At 68.9% G+C, this 19,615-nt stretch carries 25 protein-coding genes; 8 read left to right on the top strand and 17 right to left on the bottom strand.

Annotated elements, in window-relative coordinates:
* Positions 1-93: 93 nt before the first annotated feature.
* Entirely contained in the window at positions 94-1,395 is a 1,302-nt protein-coding gene (hflX, locus tag SM754_RS14800) for a GTPase HflX (RefSeq protein ID WP_323677016.1), read from the bottom strand.
* 253 nt (positions 1,396-1,648) lie between these two features.
* On the opposite strand from hflX, the gene SM754_RS14805 reads away from it, so the two are divergent.
* Positions 1,649-1,984 carry an FUN14 domain-containing protein gene (locus SM754_RS14805; RefSeq protein WP_323677017.1) on the top strand — a complete coding sequence of 112 codons (336 nt, stop codon included), beginning with the start codon at positions 1,649-1,651 and terminating at the stop codon, positions 1,982-1,984.
* 106 nt (positions 1,985-2,090) lie between these two features.
* Here the strand turns inward: SM754_RS14805 and SM754_RS14810 are convergent, their stop codons facing one another.
* The 9 genes from SM754_RS14810 to SM754_RS14850 all read right to left on the bottom strand — a co-directional run bounded on the left by SM754_RS14810 (position 2,091) and on the right by SM754_RS14850 (position 7,665).
* Positions 2,091-2,627 carry a hypothetical protein gene (locus tag SM754_RS14810; protein WP_323677018.1) on the bottom strand — a complete coding sequence of 179 codons (537 nt, stop codon included), beginning with the start codon at positions 2,625-2,627 and terminating at the stop codon, positions 2,091-2,093.
* 1 nt (position 2,628) lies between these two features.
* Positions 2,629-3,354 carry a ribosome assembly factor SBDS gene (locus tag SM754_RS14815; RefSeq protein ID WP_323677019.1) on the bottom strand — a complete coding sequence of 242 codons (726 nt, stop codon included), beginning with the start codon at positions 3,352-3,354 and terminating at the stop codon, positions 2,629-2,631.
* A gap of 46 nt (positions 3,355-3,400) precedes the next feature.
* Complete coding sequence (psmA, locus tag SM754_RS14820) at positions 3,401-4,174, bottom strand: archaeal proteasome endopeptidase complex subunit alpha (RefSeq protein ID WP_323677020.1); 774 nt, start codon at positions 4,172-4,174, stop codon at positions 3,401-3,403.
* 4 nt (positions 4,175-4,178) lie between these two features.
* Positions 4,179-4,658, bottom strand: coding sequence for an Rpp14/Pop5 family protein (locus tag SM754_RS14825; RefSeq protein ID WP_323677021.1), 480 nt, complete (start codon positions 4,656-4,658; stop codon positions 4,179-4,181).
* Positions 4,655-5,335: a class I SAM-dependent DNA methyltransferase gene (locus SM754_RS14830; RefSeq protein ID WP_323677022.1), complete on the bottom strand. Its 681-nt coding sequence runs from the start codon at positions 5,333-5,335 to the stop codon at positions 4,655-4,657. The genes SM754_RS14825 and SM754_RS14830 overlap by 4 nt, the downstream gene beginning before the upstream one ends.
* Before the next feature lie 45 nt (positions 5,336-5,380).
* On the bottom strand, positions 5,381-6,172 hold the full coding sequence (locus SM754_RS14835; RefSeq protein ID WP_323677023.1) for an RNase P subunit p30 family protein: 792 nt from the start codon (positions 6,170-6,172) through the stop codon (positions 5,381-5,383).
* 4 nt (positions 6,173-6,176) lie between these two features.
* Complete coding sequence (locus SM754_RS14840) at positions 6,177-6,671, bottom strand: RNA-binding protein (protein WP_501993796.1); 495 nt, start codon at positions 6,669-6,671, stop codon at positions 6,177-6,179.
* Between the two features lie 18 nt (positions 6,672-6,689).
* Entirely contained in the window at positions 6,690-6,893 is a 204-nt protein-coding gene (locus tag SM754_RS14845; protein WP_323677024.1) for a DUF1918 domain-containing protein, read from the bottom strand.
* Between the two features lie 94 nt (positions 6,894-6,987).
* Positions 6,988-7,665 carry a DJ-1/PfpI family protein gene (locus tag SM754_RS14850; RefSeq protein ID WP_323677025.1) on the bottom strand — a complete coding sequence of 226 codons (678 nt, stop codon included), beginning with the start codon at positions 7,663-7,665 and terminating at the stop codon, positions 6,988-6,990.
* A 251-nt stretch (positions 7,666-7,916) separates the two neighbouring features.
* Between SM754_RS14850 and SM754_RS14855 the strand changes: the two genes are divergently transcribed.
* A complete protein-coding gene (locus tag SM754_RS14855) occupies positions 7,917-8,477 on the top strand; it encodes an NUDIX domain-containing protein (protein WP_323677026.1) in 561 nt (186 codons plus the stop codon).
* Positions 8,478-8,606: 129 nt separating this feature from the next.
* On the opposite strand, the gene SM754_RS14860 is transcribed toward SM754_RS14855, so the two are convergent.
* From SM754_RS14860 to pyrB, 3 genes are all read right to left on the bottom strand, one after another.
* Entirely contained in the window at positions 8,607-9,443 is an 837-nt protein-coding gene (locus tag SM754_RS14860) for a hypothetical protein (RefSeq protein ID WP_323677027.1), read from the bottom strand.
* Between the two features lie 309 nt (positions 9,444-9,752).
* A complete protein-coding gene (pyrI, locus tag SM754_RS14865) occupies positions 9,753-10,211 on the bottom strand; it encodes an aspartate carbamoyltransferase regulatory subunit (RefSeq protein ID WP_323677028.1) in 459 nt (152 codons plus the stop codon).
* Positions 10,208-11,122: an aspartate carbamoyltransferase gene (pyrB, locus tag SM754_RS14870; protein ID WP_323677029.1), complete on the bottom strand. Its 915-nt coding sequence runs from the start codon at positions 11,120-11,122 to the stop codon at positions 10,208-10,210. Before pyrB ends, pyrI begins: the two co-directional genes overlap by 4 nt.
* 93 nt (positions 11,123-11,215) lie before the next feature.
* On the opposite strand from pyrB, the gene SM754_RS14875 reads away from it, so the two are divergent.
* The 3 genes from SM754_RS14875 (at position 11,216) to SM754_RS14885 (ending at position 13,997) form a co-directional block, all read left to right on the top strand.
* On the top strand, positions 11,216-11,869 hold the full coding sequence (locus tag SM754_RS14875) for a MinD/ParA family ATP-binding protein (RefSeq protein WP_323677030.1): 654 nt from the start codon (positions 11,216-11,218) through the stop codon (positions 11,867-11,869).
* A gap of 25 nt (positions 11,870-11,894) precedes the next feature.
* On the top strand, positions 11,895-12,521 hold the full coding sequence (locus SM754_RS14880) for an RAD55 family ATPase (protein ID WP_323677031.1): 627 nt from the start codon (positions 11,895-11,897) through the stop codon (positions 12,519-12,521).
* Between the two features lie 243 nt (positions 12,522-12,764).
* Positions 12,765-13,997 carry a digeranylgeranylglycerophospholipid reductase gene (locus tag SM754_RS14885; RefSeq protein ID WP_323677032.1) on the top strand — a complete coding sequence of 411 codons (1,233 nt, stop codon included), beginning with the start codon at positions 12,765-12,767 and terminating at the stop codon, positions 13,995-13,997.
* A gap of 72 nt (positions 13,998-14,069) precedes the next feature.
* Here SM754_RS14885 and SM754_RS14890 read toward each other — a convergent pair whose 3' ends face one another.
* Positions 14,070-14,375 carry a MazG nucleotide pyrophosphohydrolase domain-containing protein gene (locus tag SM754_RS14890; RefSeq protein WP_323677033.1) on the bottom strand — a complete coding sequence of 102 codons (306 nt, stop codon included), beginning with the start codon at positions 14,373-14,375 and terminating at the stop codon, positions 14,070-14,072.
* Positions 14,376-14,472: 97 nt separating this feature from the next.
* A complete protein-coding gene (locus SM754_RS14895; protein ID WP_323677034.1) occupies positions 14,473-15,423 on the bottom strand; it encodes an FKBP-type peptidyl-prolyl cis-trans isomerase in 951 nt (316 codons plus the stop codon).
* 136 nt (positions 15,424-15,559) lie between these two features.
* Between SM754_RS14895 and cyaB the strand changes: the two genes are divergently transcribed.
* The 3 genes from cyaB (at position 15,560) to SM754_RS14910 (ending at position 18,471) form a co-directional block, all read left to right on the top strand.
* Positions 15,560-16,156 carry a class IV adenylate cyclase gene (cyaB, locus tag SM754_RS14900; RefSeq protein ID WP_323677035.1) on the top strand — a complete coding sequence of 199 codons (597 nt, stop codon included), beginning with the start codon at positions 15,560-15,562 and terminating at the stop codon, positions 16,154-16,156.
* A gap of 102 nt (positions 16,157-16,258) precedes the next feature.
* Positions 16,259-16,897: a GNAT family N-acetyltransferase gene (locus tag SM754_RS14905; RefSeq protein WP_323677036.1), complete on the top strand. Its 639-nt coding sequence runs from the start codon at positions 16,259-16,261 to the stop codon at positions 16,895-16,897.
* A 353-nt stretch (positions 16,898-17,250) separates the two neighbouring features.
* Positions 17,251-18,471 (top strand): methionine adenosyltransferase, encoded by a 1,221-nt coding sequence (locus tag SM754_RS14910; RefSeq protein ID WP_323677037.1) that lies wholly within the window; start codon positions 17,251-17,253, stop codon positions 18,469-18,471.
* Between the two features lie 33 nt (positions 18,472-18,504).
* Here SM754_RS14910 and SM754_RS14915 read toward each other — a convergent pair whose 3' ends face one another.
* Positions 18,505-19,047 (bottom strand): hypothetical protein, encoded by a 543-nt coding sequence (locus SM754_RS14915; protein WP_323677038.1) that lies wholly within the window; start codon positions 19,045-19,047, stop codon positions 18,505-18,507.
* Positions 19,044-19,490 carry a hypothetical protein gene (locus SM754_RS14920; protein WP_323677039.1) on the bottom strand — a complete coding sequence of 149 codons (447 nt, stop codon included), beginning with the start codon at positions 19,488-19,490 and terminating at the stop codon, positions 19,044-19,046. Before SM754_RS14920 ends, SM754_RS14915 begins: the two co-directional genes overlap by 4 nt.
* Positions 19,491-19,615: the final 125 nt, after the last annotated feature.

The raw sequence follows: 19,615 nt of genomic DNA on the forward strand, positions 1-19,615 counted from the left end.
CGCCGATTGCGCGCCCTCGTACAAAAAGCAGTAGAATCGTTCGACGCCACGGAGCGCGCGATGCGCCCCCGAAGATGGGCTGCGCCGTCGACCCTAGGCCGCGCCTTCGACCGCGCGGAGGTCCTCGGCGCGCGACCGCGCCTGCTCGACGACCGCTGGCCGCGCCTCGAAGTCCACGAGGACGTCGTCGTCGCCGTACTCCACGTCGTCGACGTTCGCCTCGTCGTGCAGCCACGACACGACGCTCATCGTGTCCTCGGTCATCGGGAGGACGAGCCGTTCGCGCTCCCAATCGGGAAGGTCGGCGACGATGCGCTCGCGCAGCGCGTCCACGTCCAGGTCCGCGAGCCCCGAGACCGCGACCGGGTTCGGCGCGAGCGCGCTGATGGCGTCGCGCTTCCGTTCGAGCTCGCGGTCGTCGACCTCGTCGATCTTGTTCAGGACCGTCACGATCGGCGCCTCGTTGCGCTCGTAGAGCGTGTCGTGGCACGTCACGAGCTTCTCCCGCATCTCCTCGACGTCCTCGCTCACGTCCACCACGAGCAGCACGAGGTCGGCGCGGTAGACGGAGTCGAGCGTCGACTTGAACGACTCGACGAGCCAGTGCGGCAGGTCCGAGATGAACCCGACCGTGTCCGTCAGGAGGACGTCGCGGTCCGCGATGTCCGCGCGTCGCGTCGTCGTCCCGAGCGTCGTGAACAACCGGTTCTCGGACTCCGCGGTCCGGTCGAGGTCCGGGTGCAGGCCCTGGTTCTCGTCGACGTCCATGTCCGCCGCGAGCCGCCTGAGGAGCGTCGACTTCCCCGCGTTCGTGTACCCCGCGAGCGCCACGAGGTCGAACCCGCCCTCGCGTCGGCGCTCGCGCCGGGACTGCTCGGTCTGCTCGATGCGCTCCAGTTCGTCCCGGATGCGGGAGATCTGGTTCTTGATGTCCTGCTCGCGCGACTCGTCGTACTCCCCCAGGCCCATGAACCCCGGGTGCTCGTCGCGCTTCGCGAGACTCGTCTTCGCCTCCGCACGCGGCAGCTCGTACCGCAGCTCCGCGAGCTCGACCTGGAGCTGGGCCTTCCGCGTCTCCGCGCGCTGCCCGAAGATCTCCAGGATGAGCGTGAACCGGTCGAGTATCTCCACGCCCTCCGGGAGCTTCGCGCCGAGATTGAACGTCTGGTACGGCCCGAGGCTGTTGTCGAACACCACCGCCTCGGCGCCGGTCGCACGCACCTCCGCCGCGAGCTCGTCGGCCTTCCCCTCCCCGAAGTGCAACGCCGGGTCCTCCGTTCGCGTCTGGGTCACTGACCCCACGACGTCGTAGTCGGCCGCGCGCGCCAAATCGAGGATCTCCTCCAGGTCCGCGTGCCCCTCGTCGGCGCGCTTCGCGACGACCGCCTTCGTCATCGACCCACCTCGGTCTCGTGACGCGGCCTCGTCGGCGTCGCGTCGGCACTCGCTCCTCGCATCTCAAGCAGGGCCCGCCGCCACCTCGATTGTCCGGATCATATCGAACCGTTGGTCGTCCGCATCCTTGAATCTCTCCCCCACCCGTCGCCGACCCGACGCGGAGACCCGGAGCGCGACCGAATCCGGGTGCGTCTGACGGACGTCAGCTCACGCCACAAACGCCTTATGGCGGCGGCGAGGAATGGGGGGTATGGACCCGTTCGCACTGCAACTGGGCGTCGATCCCCAGCAACTGGGTATCGAATTCGGGACTGGTGGTGTCATAGGTGGGATCATCGGGTTCGCGGCGAAGAAGATCGCGAAGGTGATCGCGGTCATCATCGGCCTGGAGCTCGCGGTCTTCAAGTTCCTCGAATCCCGCGGCATCCTCACCGTCGACTGGGACAAGCTCACGTCGGGATTCATCAAGGCCGGTCAGGACGCCGCCAGCGGCGCCCCGCCGTCGTGGATCCAGACCATCCTCTCGACGCTCTCCGTCGGCGCCGGCTTCACGGGCGGTTTCCTCCTCGGATTCAAGAAGGGATAATCCGCCAGCGAACCGGTCGAACCAGCGGCACTTCTCCTCCGGTCCGTCTCGGTGCTCGTCAGCGACCGCGTTCCGCGGCGAAACCGTTCCGCGACGAACCCATCCGTCAGCGACCGCGTTCGTCGTCGTCCGTCGTCGTCCCGTCGACGATCTCGAACAGGCTGTCGGCTCGCTCGCGCTCGATGTCCGTCTCGACGACCCGTGGCAGGAGCGGTTCGTCGTCGACGACGTACGCGAACGCCGCGACCGCGCCGCCTCCGAGGAGCGAGAGGAGGAGGCTCCCCTGGATGAACCCCCAGCCCGCGACGACGGCGACGACGCCGGCGACGACGAACGTCCGCATCTGGTCGCGCTTCCGCGCTTCCGTCTCGTGAGCGTGCAGAATCTCCGCGCCGCGACCCGCCTCGACCGCGCGGTACGTCGTCGTCATCGGTCGGTCGTCGCGGAAGAGTAAGTGCCACACACCGAGGACGCCCACCGCGCCGAGCACGCCGAGCAAGAGCATGCCCTGGACGAGCGCCGCGCCGAGCACGACCGCGACCACCGTGTACGTCGCGAACGCGACCGTCTGCCGGTGTTTGCGTTCGGCTGTCGACCGCGACGCGGGTTCGTCGAACGCCACCACGTCGACGCGCTCTTCCATGCTAGCGGGTCTTGATGTCGTCCTCGTCCTTCACGATCTGGGTCTCCGCCTGGCCGCTCGTCATGTCGTTGACCATATCGTAGAAGTCGTTCTGCATCCCCGCTGGGAACGTCAGGACGCCGATCCACCCGCCGTCGTTCGTCCACTCCTCGCTCTCCAGGTCACCGTACTGCCGGATCTTCGCCTGCGCCGACCCCGCGTAGTCCGCGGGCACCCGGACCGCGACCGTCACCTCGTCGAACCGGATCGGGATGACGGGCCGGAGCGCGTCCAGCGCGTCGTCGACCTGCTCCTCGACGGGCTCCATCGGGTCGACCTGGAACCCGGCCTGTTCGAGCGCGCTCTCGATGCGGTCCGGCGGATGCGGCGCGTCGTCCATCTGCGGGTTCACGGCGTTGCGCGCGATCTTGTTCACGAGCTGCTTGTGTTTCTTCTCCTGCATCTCGCGGCGCTGCTCGGCCGTGATCTGGATCTCCCCGCGCTTGATGACCTCGGGGATGATCGCCATCGGGTCCGTCGTCTCGAAGACGTCCTCGAGGTCGCTCTCCGCCGGCCGGTCGCCTCGACTCGCGTTCTCGTAGACGTCCTCGGCCGCGATGACGTCCTCCAGGTCGCCGTCGAACTCCCCGCGCTTGATGGAGAGCGCCGCGTCGGGGTCGACGAGGACCTCGAACCGCGTACCGTGGGACTCGAGCCGCGCCGTCACCGCTTCGTCCAGTGAAATCATACCCTGAACTTACGCGGTCGGCCTTAAAAAGGTGTGTCCCGGATGGTCACTGCTCGTCGGCGTCGTCGTCCGCGTCGAGCGCGTCCGTCTCGCCCGGCGCCGCCAGCTCGTCGAGGTGGTCGGCGAGCGCGTCGTCGCCGAGGACGTTCACGGTCCGCGTCTCGACGTCGACCGTCGCCACCGCGACCCGTCCCGCCGACGGCCGTTCGTCGTCGGGGACCGAGATGGCGCGGAGCGCGAGCGCTATCGCACCGTCGAGGTCGAGGTCGGGGTCGTACGCCGCTTCGAGGAACTCCCGTATCTCGCCGCGGTGCGCGCCGACCGCGACCGCCTGCCAGCCGTCGACGGTCCCGGACGGATCGGTCTCGTAGAGCCGGGGCGTGCCGTCCGCGTCCACGCCCGCGACGAGGAGCGCCGCGCCGAACGGTCGCGCCCCACCGACCTGCGTGTACGCCTGCACGAGGTCCGAGACGTGTCGCGTCGCCGTCTTCGCGTCGATCGACTCGCCGTACCGGAGGCGGTTCACCTGCGCGTCCCGCCGGAGTTCGTCGACGAGCCGACGGCCGTCCGCGACGTGGCCCGCGCTCGCGGCCGCCAGGTGGTCGTCGATGGCGTGCAGTTTCTCGACGCTCTCCCCCTCCACGAGGTCGGAGGTCACGCGCTTGTCCACCGCGAGCGCCACGCCCGACGGCGTCTTCACGCCGACCGTCGAGGACCCGCGTTTGACCGCCTCGCGCGCGTACTCGACCTGATACAGCCGGCCGTCCGGCGAGAAGATGCTCGTGCCGCGGTCGTACGCCATCTGGTCGTGTCCGTCCATCGTCTCACTCCACGTCCTCGCTGGTCGCGTACGTGCGGTCGCCGTCGACGTCAACCGCGACGCGGTCACCGCGCGCGATACCCGACCGGCGCTCGCCCGCGAACGCGACCTCTCGTCGGTCCGGACGTTCCGTCGCAGCCGGTATGAACTTTTCCTCGCACGCCCGGATGGTCCCGGACACCCCCTCGATGCCGACGGCGACCGTCGCGTCGTCGACGGACTCGACGCACGCGAGCGCCGCACGGATCGCCTCGACCTCCCCGCGGCGAGCGCGGACGACCGCGCTCCCGTCGCCGTTCCGGAACTGGAACCGGACGACCGTGCCGTCCGCGTCCGCACTCCCCGCGTCGCCGAGGAGGTTCTGGGTGGCGTACCAGAGCTCGCGCTGGAACGCGCCCCGCGAGAACGACTCGTCGGGGTCGGTCTCCAGCGCGACCGCGACGTACCGCCACTTCGGCCGCAGGTGCTTGGGGAGGTGCTTCATCGCGACCCGTCCCCGGCGACGCCGACCGGGTACGCGAGGTCGCCCGCGGCGAGCGCGTCGACGTCGTCGCCGACGAGGACGCCGACCTGCTCGTGGACGCTCGTCGCGTCCGTGAGCGCGAACCCCGCGTCCGTGAACGCCTCCGCGAGGGCGCCGACGGTCGCCGGGTCGTCGACCTCGGGCGAGTAGAACGGCTCGTCGGGGTCCGGGAGGCCGAAGAAGACCACGTCACCGAGCACGAACCGGTCCGGGTCGAGCGCGGCGACCGCGCGCAGCGCCGCGCGCTTCTCGTCGTCCGCGAGGTGATGCATCGCGAAGTTCGACACGACCACGTCCACGTCGACGTCCTCCGGGACGTTCGGGTCGCGGAACCGACCTTCGCCGAACGAGACGTTCTCCAGGCCGGCGTCGGCCGCCTTCTCGCGAGCCCGCTCCAGCATCCCCGCGCTGATGTCCCGGCCGAGGACGCGCCCGGCGTCCTCGGCGAGGGACAGCCCGATGGCGCCCGTGCCACAGCCGAGGTCGAGCACCGTCGCGTCCTCGTCGATGGCGTCGCGCGCCGCGTCGACGACGAGCGAGACGCACGCGCGGTACTCGTCGGTGTCGTTCTCTTGGTCGTCGTACGTCGCCGCCATGTCGTCGAACCGCGCCGCGTGCTCCTCGATGGGTCGCTTCATGCCACGGGCTTGGCGGTCGCGCGTCAAGAACGCCGCGGGTTCGCGCTACGCGTCGCGCCCGTTCCCGTCGTCGTCCACGTCGTCGCCGGTGGACGCCTCGTCGTTGTTGGCCCCCTCGCGGTCCCGGTACCGACCGCGACGCACCCCGGGTTCGACGTACTCCGGCGCGGTCACCTCGCGGTTCCGGGAGGCGAGCCGCCCCCACTCGCGGAGCCCGTCCTCGATCTGTTCGCGCGAGAACCCGATGCGTTCGCCGACCGCGGCGAGCGCGCGCGGTCCGCGCAGGTGACGGTGACTCGTCGCGTCGACGCTCACGACGTACGGCGCGTCGTAGTACTCGACGAGCTCGCGGAGCTTCCGGAGGTCGCTGAGCGCCTGCACGCGCCGGCCACCGGTCGCACGCACCGCGCCCGAGAGGTCGAACTCGACGCGCACGCCGTGCTCGGCGGCGGCCTTCGCCAGCACGTGATTGAAGTCGCCGTCGCCCCGCATCGGGTGCGCGAGCACGTCCACGCGCTCCTGCTCGACCGCGAACCGGTTCATCGCGTTCGTCCCACCGTGCACGAGCAAGAGCGTGTACTTCGGGCGGTAGTTCCCCACGTACCCACTGGCCTGTTGAGGCGAGTTCGCACGCACCTCAAGGCCGTCGACCACGTCGATACCCGTCGCCTCCGCCACCGCGTCGACGTCAACGTCAGCGCGCGCATCGCCGTGATTCCGGACGACGACGCCCTCGTAGCCGAGACTCGCCGCGTGCTCGGCACAGCGCCGGACCGTCGACTCACCGTCCGGTCGCGCGTGCACCGCCTCGTAGAACCCGCGGCCGCCACCCGTCATCGACTCACGCCTCGTCGCCGTCCGAATCGGCTCCCTCGGACTCGTCGGGATCCGGCACGCGGACCCCGTGCGCCTCCAGGGCCTCCAGGGTCTCGCGAGCGTTCTCGACGGCCTTCTCCCGCTTCGCCGGGTACGCCTCGACCTTCGCGCGGAACGTGATGCCCTCACCGCGAGCGGTCTCCCCGCGGAACGCCGCCTGCTTGTCGAGGTGCAGGAAGAACTCGGTGTGCTCGGTCACGCGGTCGTCGAGCTCGTCGACGAGCCCGCCGAGGTCCGGCAGGTTCGCGAGCCGCGACAGCGCGTACCGGACGTCGTCCGCGTTCTCCAGGCGCGCGGAGAGGATGGCGATACGGTCGCCGTGATGGCCCTCGGAGGTCGTTCGCTCCACCTCGACGTCCTCGGGCACGAAGTGACGGAGCGCCTGCTCGACGCGTTTCTCGTCCTCGGTCGCGTACGCGAACGTCCGAACGTCCACGTAGTGGAAGGGAACACTCGCCATAGGCGCTCCAGGGCCGCGTTATTCCTCGTCGCCCTCGGCCTCGTCGTCGACGAGTTCGAGGGAATCTTCGGGGACGCCCGACTCCTGGCCGTCCTCGAAGCTGATGGTGTAGTTCGCGTCGCCGAACATGGACTCCATGACCTGCGTGATGGTGCCCGTCTCGCCGTCGTACTCGCTGTGCTCGTCGTGGAGGACCACGGAATCGTCTTCGTCGAAGCTCATACCAGCGCGTTCCCCCGGCGCGAGTAAAAAGGACTCGATACGAACGGACCCGCGGTCGTCGACGCCGACGCCACCGACCGGCCCTCCGAGCGGTTCACTCGTCGAGTTCGTCGAGCAGGACGTCGGCGGCCGCGGCGGAGGACCCCGGGCCGCGTGCGGTGAGGAGGTCGCCGTCGACGGTGACGCTCGTCTCCGCGTCGAGTTCCGCGTCCCAGTTCCCGCCCGCGGCGACGACCTCGTCCTCGACGTAGTAGGGGAGCTTACGGCCGTCGAGGCGGTCGTAGTCGTCGACGATGCCGTCCTCCCACGCGTTCGGGAACCCGGTGACGTCGCGGCCGTCGACGATGAGGTCGCCCGTCTCGTCTCGCGTAAAGGCGAGGATGCCGACGGCGTGACAGACGACGAGCGCGATGCCGTCCTCGCCCGTGACCGCGGTCCGGAGGGCGTCGCGGGCGTGGACGTCCTGGTTGACGTCCCAGACGGTGCCGTGACCGCCGGGGAACACGACGGCGTCGTACGCGCTCGCGTCCACCGCGGCGAACGGCTCGGGGTCGTTCAGGTCCGTGTCGTTCTCGTGGACGTCGACGACGTGCTCGGCGGTCTCCGCGCCGACCTCGTCCGGGTCGATCGAGCGGTCGTCGACGACCGGCGGGTTCCCGGCGGGCGTGGCGACGTCGACGTCGACGCCGGCGTCCTTGAGCGTGGTCAGGGGTTCGACGCACTCCTCGCCCCAGTAGCCGTCCTCGCTGACGAAGAACAGTGCTCGTGTCATCACCCGCGAGTACGGCGGGGCGGGGAAAGGCAGGTGAGGAAGCGGTCGCGCGTGCCGATACCGACACCGTTGGGCGGGGCGAGCAACCGGGCTGGGTGGACCGAGCCGGCGGGTGCTCTGGGGCACGCGGAGAACGAAGCGCCTTTGGGTGGCGTTCGCATACGGTTCGGTATGACCCAGTCCCTCGCTCGTCTCCACCTCCACGCGCCGTACGGCGGACCGACCAGCCCCGATGCCCCCTCGACGCGGCGATGCCGGTAGACGACCTCTGGTTCCTCGCCGACCGCGCGACCCAGGTCGGCGAGCGCGCGTACCATCGCCTCGACGACCGGCACGACGACTACCTCGCGTGCGACCAGCACCGCGAGGTGTGCCGCGAGCAGTTCGAGCGCGTCGCCGAGCGCGTCGCGGACTCCGGCGCGCCCTACGGCGCGCACACCGTCGTCTACCGCGAGAGCGGCGAGCTCCTGCTCGTGTACCACGAGGGCGTCGACAAGTGGGTCGTCCCCGGCGGTGGCGTGCACGCCGAGGAGTCGTTCCGCGAGGCCGCCGAGCGCGAGCTCGCCGAGGAGGCGGGCGTCGCCGCGGAGTACGAGGGGCTCGCGCTCCTCGGCCGCATCGAGGTCCGGCACGGCTCGTACGGCGTCGCGGGCGCCCTCCCCGTGTTCGCCGCGGAGGCACGCACGCACGAACCCACGGTCGAGGACCCCGACGGGGAGATAACGGACGCGGAATGGTTCGACGTCCTCCCCGAGGACACGCGCGACCGCGAGAACCTGCAGCAGTGGCGAGACCGCGCGCTCCCGGCCTGACCGACCACCGCCCCACCCACCACCGTTGCAAGTGAAGCGTCGAGGGGCGCGAGCGACCGTCACCGCGAACGCCGCGTGGTCACGACCCGACCGCGACCGCTCGGTCGATACCGTCGACCCGGGCCGCTCTCACTCGGGCGCGCCGTGGGACTCGCCGTCGCGCGCGTCCGCCTTCATCCGCCGGAGCGCCGCCTGCGCCTGGCTCGCGTCGTACCCGAAGTAGACGCCGTCCGCGTACTCCCTCGCCACCTCGGTCGCGTGAATCAGGGCGTCGACCTCGACCTCGACCGCGTACAGCTCGATACCGAGGTCGACGCCCTCGGGGATCCGCGACCGGAACCCCTTCGCGATGGTCTCCAGCCAGTACGTCGTCCCGTACGCGGTGTCGTACAGCGGCACGACGAACTCGTCGACGTACTCGGCGAGCGCGTCCACGTCCAGGCCAGCGCGCTCCTCGAGGTGTCCGGGGTACGGGTCCGGGTACAGCGTGAAGTACACCTTCCCGGGGATGCGGTCGCTGGCCGCCGCGACGAACTCAGTGATCGTCGCCTCGCGCCACGCCCACCAGTCATCGAACTCGCTCTCCGCGAACGCCGTCTCGCAATGCTCGCAGTGACAGTACTCCGCGCGCGGGAACCCGACGTCGTCCAATCTGACGTCCGGGTTCGCCGCCGCCGCGTCCTCGATCATCTCCAAGAGTCCCTCGCGGTAGCGCTCGCGACTCGGACAGACGTACCCCCAGTCGAAGTACGGCTGCTCGCGCGTCGCCCGCTCGCCCTCGTCGCTCACCGGCACGAGGTCCGGTTTCGCCTCGCCCGCGGCCGTGTCACCGAAGCACGAGACCATGTTCACGCCCTCGGCTTCGGGCTCGACCGCCCGACCCGTGACGTCCTTGACCTCGTAGAACGCGCGGTCGAACGACGGCCAATCGAGCTCGGGCTCGTTCCGCGTGACGACGCCGTACATACCTCTCGGTGGGGAGCGGACACACGAAAACGGTTCGGAAGCGGGCGGCGCGGACGGCGGCACCGCCCGGACGGCTTACGGTTACTCGGCGTCGTACTCGACTTCGACGGTCTCGTCGCTGCCGGAGAACGTCTTGTAGAGGAGGGCGATTGCGACCACCGCGACCAGGATCTTGACCTTCTTGGACATACCGAAACGTTCGAGCTTTGATTATTTAGAGCTTACTGAAACGAACCCACTCGGATGGCCCGGCCAGCCGGGGAGCGGCAGGACGTTCCGCCCCGAACCCCGACTCGCCGACGATTCGCGTCAGTCGTCGATGAGCGCCGCGATGTCGTCCCGGACGATCGTCTCGCAGTACTCGCAGCGGACGCCGTCCTCGAGGACAGCGAACGCGGACTCGACTGGTTCGTCCGCGGTCGTGATGCAGTTCCGGTTCGGGCACGCGAGCACGCCGGTGACGCGCTCCGGGCGTTCCACGCGGTTCTTCTCGACGACGTCGTAGTCGCGGACGATGTTCACGGTCGCGTCCGGCGCGATGACCGAGAGCACGTCGAGCTCGTCCTGACTGAGCTCTCGCCCCTCGACCTTCACGACGTCCTTCCGCGCGAGCGCGTCCGAGGGGACGTTCATCCCGACGGAGATCTCCTCGCCGCCCGACCCGTCGATGCCGAGCATCGAGAGGACGTTCAGCGCCTGGCCGGCGCGAACGTGATCGATGACGGTGCCACTGCTGATCTTCGAGACGCGGAGTTCCTTGTCGCTCATCGTTCGTCCTCCAGGAGCAGGTCGAGCAGCGCCATCCGCACGGGAACGCCGTTGTGCGCCTGCTCGAAGTAGTTCGCGTACGTGGTCTCGTCGATAGCCGGCGCGATCTCGTCGACGCGCGGCAGCGGGTGCATGACGGTGAGGTCGTCGCTCGCCGCCTCCAGGGTCTCCCGGTCGATCTGGTACTGTCCCGCGACCTTGTGGTACTCGTTCTCGTCCGGGAAGCGTTCGCGCTGGATGCGAGTGACGTACAGGACGTCGAGACTCGAGAGGACTGCCTCCAAGTCGGTGTGCTCGCGGACGTTCGCCCCGGCCTCGTGGAGGTCGTAGCGGACCGACCGCGGGAGCTTCAGCGACTCGGGCGAGATGAAGTGCTGGTGCGCGTCGAAGTTCGTCAACGCGGTCGCGAGCGAGTGCACCGTCCGCCCGTACTTCAGGTCGCCCATGATACCGATCGTGAGGTCCTCGAGGCCCGCTGTCTCCCGGATTGTGTAGAGGTCCAGTAGCGTCTGTGTCGGGTGATGGCCGGCGCCGTCGCCGGCGTTCAGGAGCGGGACGTCGACGTACTCGCTCGCCATCTTCGCGGACCCCTCCAGCGGGTGCCGGAGCACGAGCGCGTCCGCGTACCCCTCGATGACGCGGACGGTGTCCGCGAGGCTCTCGCCTTTCTTCACCGACGACGAGTCGACGCTCCCCATGTCGACGACGTCGCCGCCGAGGCGCTTGATCGCGGCCTCGAAGCTCATCTTCGTTCGCGTACTCGGTTCGAAGAAACACAGGCCGAGGAGCGTGCCCGCGTTTCGTTCCCGGGCGGCCGAGGGATCGGCGTCGAGCTCCGCGGCCCGGTCGAGGACCTCCTCGATGTCCTCGCGCGAGAGCTGTCTCGCCGTGAGCAGGTGGTCGTGACGCATCACCTGAGACCACCCGCCCCCGGCCCTTGAATCAATCCGTTCGGGTCGCCGCCCACCCGCGAGTTGAAGTGCGAACGGGCGGCGACCGCTGGTATGCTCGCGATAGCCGGCGGGAAGGGCGGAACCGGGAAGACGACCACGGCGCTGGCGCTCGCACGCGAACTCGCCGCCCAGGACGCGGGGAGTACCGAGACGCAATCGGTGACGGTCGTCGACGCGGACGTCGACATGCCGGACGTGCACGCGATGGCCGGCGTCGGACGCACGCCGACCGTCCTCGAACGTCCGCGAGGACGGCCGGTCCCGTCGCTCGCGGGCGTCCGGGTCGCGCCGGCACCGCCGCCGGACGCGGCGGACGCGTTCGAGCGCGTCCTCGTCGACCTCGCCGCGGACGCGGACACTCGACGAGGGGCACCGACCGCGGTCGTCGACGCTCCCTGCGGCGCCGGGCCGGACGCCGCGCTGCCGCTCGCGGTCGCCGATCGGGTCGTCCTCGTCACGCGACCGACGCCGGCAGCGGTCCGCGACACCGCGAAGACCGCAGCGATGGCTCGCACCCTCGGAACGCCGGTCGCGGCCGCCGTCGTCGTCGGCGACCGGCCACTGCGGTCACTCGCGGAGGCATTGCGCGTCGACGACGTCGTCTCGGTGCCGCTCGTCGACGAGGACCCGCTTCGGTCGCGTCCGCATCAGGCCAGCGTCCGACGGCTCCGCGCAGTCATCGGACCCTGGCAGACACCTTTTTAGGGAGTGACGGCCAACCGTGGGGTACATGGCGGGGCGTCTGGAGACGGGCATCGAGGTTCTCGACCGCAAGCTCGACGGCGGCCTACCGCCCGGTACCATCGTCGCCCTCACGGCCGAACCCGCGAGCCAGTCCGAACTCATCCTCTACGAGCTCACGGCGGCCCGCGGCAGCCTCTACCTCACCACGGAACGCTCCGATCAGGCGGTCCGGGACGCCATCGAGAAGACGAACGCTCCCGTCGGCTCCCCGACGGTACGGGACATCTCGGGGAGCGAACCGCTCGACCAGGCGAACCGACTCATCCGTGCACTCCCCGAGGGCGCGAACCTCATCATCGACACCGCGAACGTCCTGGAGCGCGGCGACCGGAACCGCTTCCGGAACTTCATGACGGAGCTCCAGACGCACATGGTGAACACGGGCTCGATCGCGATCATGCACTGCATGAAGGAGCGGACGCCGCCCCAGAACCGGTCGTCGACGAAGCACATGTCCGACGTCGTCTTCGACCTGGAGACGCAGGTGCGTGGGAGCGAACTCGAGAACCGCTTGACGGTCCCGAAGTTCCGCGGCGGAACCGCGCTCAAGGAGTCCATCAAGCTCGAACTCGCGGACGAGGTCGCCATCGACACGAGCCGCGACATCGCGTAGCGACCCTTCGGCGCTCGCAGTCCACACTTCCCTCGCAGACCGTTCGTCGCTCGGATACCGTTCTCGACACGTAGCCCCGGCACAGGTCGGCGGTATCGGCGGCGTCGTTGGCGAGAAACGTGAGCGTTCGAAACCAGCACAAAAACGTGAGCGTTCGAAACCAGCACAAATTACAAGGTCCGTTCAGTACGGATGCACAAGGACGACGAACATCGACTCTATAGCGATGATTCCTACCCTACCATGACAGACACACACGACGTGGTTATCGCCGGTGCGGGCCCCGCAGGTGGACAGGCGGCGCGAGACCTCGCGTCTCGCGGGTACGACGTGGTCGTACTCGAGACCGAGGCCGAGGACGAGTTCCCGAGCAGGAGCAACAAATCGACCGCCGGGACGTTCCCGTCGACGATGGCGTCGTTCGGGATCCCCGACGAGGTCGTGATGAACTTCACGGACGACGTCATCCTGGAGTCCCCGAACCATCACTATCGTCGCCATCAACCGGGCGCGGTCCTGGAGTTCGCGGACTTCAAGAACTGGCTCGTGGACGAGGCGGTCGCGGACGGCGCCGAGTACCGGTTCGACGCGCGCGTCTCGAAACCTATCACGGAGGGCGGCGAGATCGTCGGCGTCGAGTACAACGGTGGGACGGAGGTCTACGCGGACATCGTCATCGACGCGACCGGGCCGGCAGCGCCGCTCGCGAAGGCGCTCGACGTCTGCGGGCTGGAACGCGAGAAGCAAGCGATCGGGATCGAGTTCGAGTACGAGAACGTCGACGTCGACGCCGACGGGTACGCTGACCTCGCGGACTCGATGATGCTCCGGCTCGACCACGACATCGCACCGGGTGGGTACTCGTGGATATTCCACACGGGCGCGGACACGGCGAAGGTCGGCGTCTGCTATCTCCAGAACGAGAGTCACCGCGCGAACTCGAAGTCGGGGTACACCATCGACGACTACCTCCAGTACTGGGTGGACACCGACCCGCGGTTCGAGGACGCGGTGAAGCTCGAAGGGAAGCAGCATCGCGGGTCCGCGCACGTCCAGCTCCCCGACAAGATGAGCACGGACAACTTCATGGCCATCGGCGACACGGTGCCGACGGTCGACCCGCTCTGGGGCGAAGGTATCGACAAGTGCATGCGGTCGGGCCGGGTGGCTGCGGCGACCGCGGACCGCTCGCTCACCGACAGCGACCGGGACACGTCCGCGAACGAACTCGCGGTGTACGACCAGCTCTGGCACGACCGCGTCGCGCCGAAGGTCAGCAAGCGGTTGTTCATGACCGAGATGCTGTACCGTGCGTCGAACGACCGCTACGACGCGCTCGTCGACGACCTCCATCAGCACTCGAAGCAGCGGCTCGATTCTGTCAACGAGGGGAACGTCCTCGACATGCTGCGGATGCTGAAGTTCGAGGACGTCTCCATCCTGTATTCGACCGCACGCGACTGGGTCGGGAACTGACCGCCGTCGGGAAAGAGTCTCAGCGCTCGGACTACTGGATTGCCACGCGCCCGAACCGGGGTCGTCGGTCGGTCAGGCGCCCGAGCTGGGGTCGCCGGTCGCTTCGATGCGTCGTTCGTACTTCTCGAGGGCTTCGTCGAGCGCCGCGTCCGCGTCCACGTCGAGCGAGTTCGCGAACACGAGGAGGCTGAACAGCGCGTCACCGATCTCGTCGCGCTTCACGTCCACGTCGCCGTCTCCGCGCCCGTAGTCGGTCGCGTCGCAGGCGTCCGCGGCGAGCTCGCCGACCTCGCTCGCGAGGTCCAGTAGCTGGTACTCGGGGTCGCCGTCGACGTCGTGCGTCGCCTGGAAGTCGGCGACGCGGTCTTGTGCGTCCACGCGAGCCGCGTCACCCGACGCCGGGTTAGTGGTTGTGGAATCCGGCGAGTGAACGCGTCGCTTGTGGGACGCGAGAACGGAGAAGAACGCGAGGTGGTTACTCGTCGTCGAGTTCCGCGGCGATCTCGTCGGCGTCGACGTCGGCCTCTTCGAGCGCTTCCTCGACGGCCTCGGCGTCGGCACCCTCGCCACCGCCCATGCCGCCCATCATGCCGCCCATGCCACCCATCATGCCGCCCATGCCGCCGCCGTCGATGACCTCCTGGACGACCACGCGGTCGACGTCGACGTGACTCATGATCTGCTGGGCGACCTGCTGCTTGCCGAACATCCACTGCTGGTTCATCTGGAGCTGCGGGACGCTCTCGACGTAGAGCGAGCGCTTCTCGACGACCTCGGTCTCGAACTCGGGCTCGGCGTCCTCGTCTTCCTCGTCCGGCTCGACCATCGTCTCCTCCTCGACCTCGTCGGTCTCGATGTGCATCTCGGGCGCGATGTCGAAGAACATCTCGAAGAGCCCGGACGCCTTCTCGACCTCGTCCGTGACGACGTCGACGATCTCGTAGTCGTACTCGACGTCGTCACCGGCGAGCGGGTGGTTGAAGTCCACGCGAGCGCGGCCGCCGATGATGGTGTTCACGAAGCCTTCCTCGCCGTCGATCTGGACCTGCGCGCCGGGATGGCGGTCGTCCTCGGGGATCTTCTCGGCGGAGAGCGTGCGGACGTCGTCCTCGTCGTACTCGCCGAACGCTTCGGCGGCGGGGACGACGACGGTGCCGGTGTCGCCGACCTCCTTGCCGCGGACGTCGTCCTCGACGCTGTCGAAGATGTGGCCTTCGCCCAGGACGATGGTGCGGGGAGCGAACTCCTGATCTTCCTGGTCGATGCCCTCTTCCTCGGCGACCTCCTGGTCGGTCGTGTCGACGAGCTGGTCGTTCTCGACGGTGCGGGCGGTGTAGGCGAGCTTCACGAAGTCCTCGTCCTGCACGCCCTCGGTCTCGTCTGCCTCGGCCGCTGCGTCCTGTGTCTCGGCTTCTTCGTCGGTCATGTCTCATACGTCTCCCAGCCCGCATTTAAGAACCACGTTTTCGACCCGCGAGCGTGCGCCTCGCGTGAGCGGGCCCGCCGGCCGGTTCCGGGCGCGAACGACCACGTTTTTCCGGGTTCCGCCCTGGGGTCGTGGTATGTACGAGGTCGAGATGAAGGTGCGTGCGAGCGGGGATGCGGTCCGGTCGCGGCTCCGCGACGTGGGGGGGTCGCTCTCGGGCGTCGTGTTCCAGGAGGACACGTACTACGACGCGCCTCACCGGGAGTTCGCGGAGACGGACGAGGCGCTCCGGGTGCGTCGGGAGGCGGACCTGGGCGAGGACGCGCCACTGGGTGTCGACGCGGTGATGGACGCGCTCGATGACGGGGCGTTCGACGCTCGCGTGACGTACAAGGGACCGCTCGTTGACGATACGTCGAAGACGCGCGAGGAGTTCGAGACGGGCGTCGCGGACGGGGCGACGATGGCGCGGGTCCTGGAGTCGCTCGGGTTCGCGCCGGCGGCGACGGTCGCGAAGCGCCGGGAGCGCTGGACGCTCGATGGAGTGACGGTGACCGTCGACGACGTCGCGGACGTCGGCGCGTTCGTGGAGGTGGAGACGGAGACCGAGGAGTCGGGCGTGGCTGCGGCGAGGGAGCGGGTCGCCGACGCGCTCCGCGCGCTCGACCTCGACCCCGACGAGCAGATCCGGACGTCGTACCTCGGGCTGCTGCTCGGGGACGGCGAGGAGTGAGGCAGGGAGACCGCGCCGTCGACCGCGGCTACGTATTCCGGCCGGCGTCTCGGTAGTTCACCGGAATCCTGATACTGCTGCCGGTCGGAGTGTTCGGGAACGATGGTGGACGTCGGCGTGCATCGCCTGACGCGGACGCGACTCGGTCGTGCGGTCTACGACGCGCTGGACGCGCTCGGCGTCACGGGGACGTCGATGTACGTGTTCGCGGTCGAGTTGGACGCCGCGGACGTCGACCGCGAACCGCCCGATGACGTCGCGGTGGAGGTGGTCCGAGCGAGCGAGCTGTCGCCGCGGCCGGACGAGGACTTCGCGGACCTCGCTCCGTCGGACTTCGTCGTGCTCGCGCGTGACGCCGCGGCGCCTTCTGCCGACGAGTTACGCGAGTGCGACGCCGACGCGGTCCGGGGCTGGGCGTTCCTGACGCTCGAACGACCGGTCGAGGTGACTGAACTCGCGGCGACGGTGCGGTTCGACGGCGCGTACCTCTGGGACCTCTACGTCGACCCGGCCGACCGTGGACGGGGCTTGGGGTCCGCGTTGCTCGCGCGAGCGCTCTCGTTCGCAGCCGAGGACCGCGTGGACGCGGCGTACGCGCTGGTCGCGAAGGACAACGCGCCGTCCCGGCGCGCGTTCGAGGCGCGCGGGTTCGCCGCCGTGGACGAGGTGGCGTACTATCGCGCCTTCGCCTGGGAGCGCCGGCACGGCCCCCTCCACGGGGACAGAGAATATAGTCTGTAGCCACTATATTTACCCTATACGGAGAGATTGGTCACTGCGAGCGCGTAGGTGGTTCACGAGCGCGCATCCTTCCTGCTGTCGCCGGCGTAGACGCCGGAGACGATGCGGGACCTCGGCTCGTGGGCCCCGTCGCGTACACGACCTTGCAGGCCGTCCGGGTCGTGCTCGCGTTCGTTCTGGGACAGACTCTCGGCTTTCTCCGGCGGAGCCTGCTGGAGCGAGTGGTCGAGCGAGCCGTAGATGAGGGACGAGTGGCACGTGAGGACCCGGCCTGGAGAATAACCCACAGTTATCTTCTTGTGGCTGTTCGTTTCCGCAAGTTATAGAAACCGCGCCGGGGTACGGTTTGGACAATGACTGACCGCAATATTCGCGTGGAGCCCATCGACCGACTGGCCGTCGAGGACCAGGAGGTCGAGATCGTCGAGCGGAAGGGCCTGGGTCACCCGGACTCCATCTGCGACGGTATCGCCGAGAGCGTCTCGCAGGCGCTCGCACAGACGTACCTCGACAGGGTGGGGAAGGTCCTGCACTACAACACCGACGAGACACAGCTCGTCGCGGGGAACGCCGCGCCCGCGTTCGGCGGCGGCGAGGTCATCGAGCCAATCTACCTCCTCATCGTCGGGCGAGCGACCAAGGAGTACGAGACGGAGGACGGCGAGGTCCACCACATCCCGACCGAGCCGGTGGCGCTCGACGCCGCGCGCGAGTACCTCGGCGAGCACTTCCCGGAGCTCGAGTTCGGGACGGACGTCGTCGTCGACGTGAAGCTCGGCGAGGGCAGCGGTGACCTCCAGGAGGTCTTCGGGGAGGACGGGGCGACGGTACCGATGGCGAACGACACGAGCTTCGGCGTCGGGCACGCACCGCTCACGGAGACCGAGACCATCGTGAAGGAGGCCGAACGCCGGCTGAACGGCGAGTACCACGACACGAACCCCGAGCTCGGGCAGGACGTGAAGATCATGGGCAAGCGCGAGGGCGACGAGATCGACATCACGGTCGCGGCCGCGATGGTTGACTCCTACGTCGGGAGCCTCGAGGAGTACACCGAGGCCGTCGAGGGCGTCCGCGAGTTCGTCACGGACGTCGCGCACGAGCACACGGACCGCGAGGTGAACGTGCACGTGAACACCGCGGACGACGTCGACGAGGGCTCGATCTACCTGACGCACACGGGGACGAGCGCGGAGCAGGGCGACGACGGCTCGGTCGGCCGCGGGAACCGCGCGAACGGCCTCATCACGCCGAACCGCTCGATGTCGATGGAGGCGACGAGCGGGAAGAACCCCGTGAACCACATCGGGAAGATATACAACCTCCTGTCGACGCGCATCGCCGAGAGCGTCGTCGACGAGGTCGACGGCATCCGCGACCTCCGCATCCGCCTACTCTCTCAGATCGGGCGCCCCATCGACCAGCCGCACGTCGCCGACGCGCACGTCATCACCGAGGACGGCGTCGCCATCAGCGACGTCCGCCCCGAGGTCGAGGCCATCGTCGACCGCGAGCTCGCGGACGTCACGGACGTCACGCGCAGCGTCATCGAAGGCGAGCTCTCGACGTTCTGACGGCGCGGGCCGCTGCCAGTTGACGTCTCGTTCTCAACAGATCGTGTAGGTTCCGCGGAGTGCGTCCTCGGCGCTGACGACGAACTCGGCCCAGCCGTAGCACTCGCTCGTCTCGATGGTCACGGTCTTGGTCTGCTCCTCGAACGTGCACGTGACCCGGAAGGATTCGATGCCGTCCGGGTTCGCGGTCGCGGTGTCGTACGCCTTCACCTCGCCGTTCGCTGGAATCACGTGGTTCTCGTCGTGGACGACAGTCCCGGTCGCCTCGCGGTACACCTCCAGGGCGACGGTGTGCGCGAGGCCGTCCTCGCCCTCGTTCCCGAGTCGAATCAGCTTCGAGGGGTCGGGCTCGTTCGCCGCTTCCGACCAGCCGAACGAGTCGTCGTCGGTCGTCTTGGTCGGCGTCGACTGGCCGGTCGTGTCCGACGGTGCGCTGGTCGTGTCGGGACGCCCGTCGTCGGGTGTGGTGGACCGGTCGGTCGTGGACGCGCCGGGCTCGTCGTCGGTCAGGCAGCCAGCGACGGCCACGCTCGCGACCGCGCTCGCGGTCGTCGCGAGGAGCCGTCGTCGGTTCATCCGTGGTCGCTGGTCCGGACGACGGAGATGGCGTCGTCCGGGGAGACGACGAGTCGGAGGTCGCCCGTCGCGGTATTCGTCCGGAGGCGCGCGGTCGCGGTCCCCGGGCCGCACTCGGCGGTGACGTGGAACGTCTCGACGCCGTCGGGGGCCGCGTCCGCGAGGTCGTACGCGTCGACGGTTGCGTCGGCCGCGACCCGGTGCGTGTCGTGGTGGACGACGTCGCTGCGGTCGCTGCGGGTGACGGTGACGACGACCGACCGCGTCTCGTCGGCGTCGTTCTCGACGACGACGGCGTGCTCGGGGGCGGGAGTCCGCGTCGGGGTCGTCGCCACGTCGGCGGCGTCTGTCCCGGGAGCGTCTGTCCCGCGCGTGTCGGTCCCGCGTGCGACGGAGGGCGAGAGCGCGCTGCTGGGGGTGGAGGGGAGGGAGCGGCGGCTCATGCGCCGAACCTGTCCGCGAGCGGGTAAGTGCCTTTGGGCGGGTCGTCTGGCGGTGTTCAGATAAGCACTGAAAAGTGAGGAACGGCATTTTCGAAGTGTTCTATGCCAGAAAACGCCGTCCTCAA

Source organism: Halorubellus amylolyticus (assembly GCF_034808145.1).
Lineage (GTDB): Archaea > Halobacteriota > Halobacteria > Halobacteriales > Natrialbaceae > Halorubellus.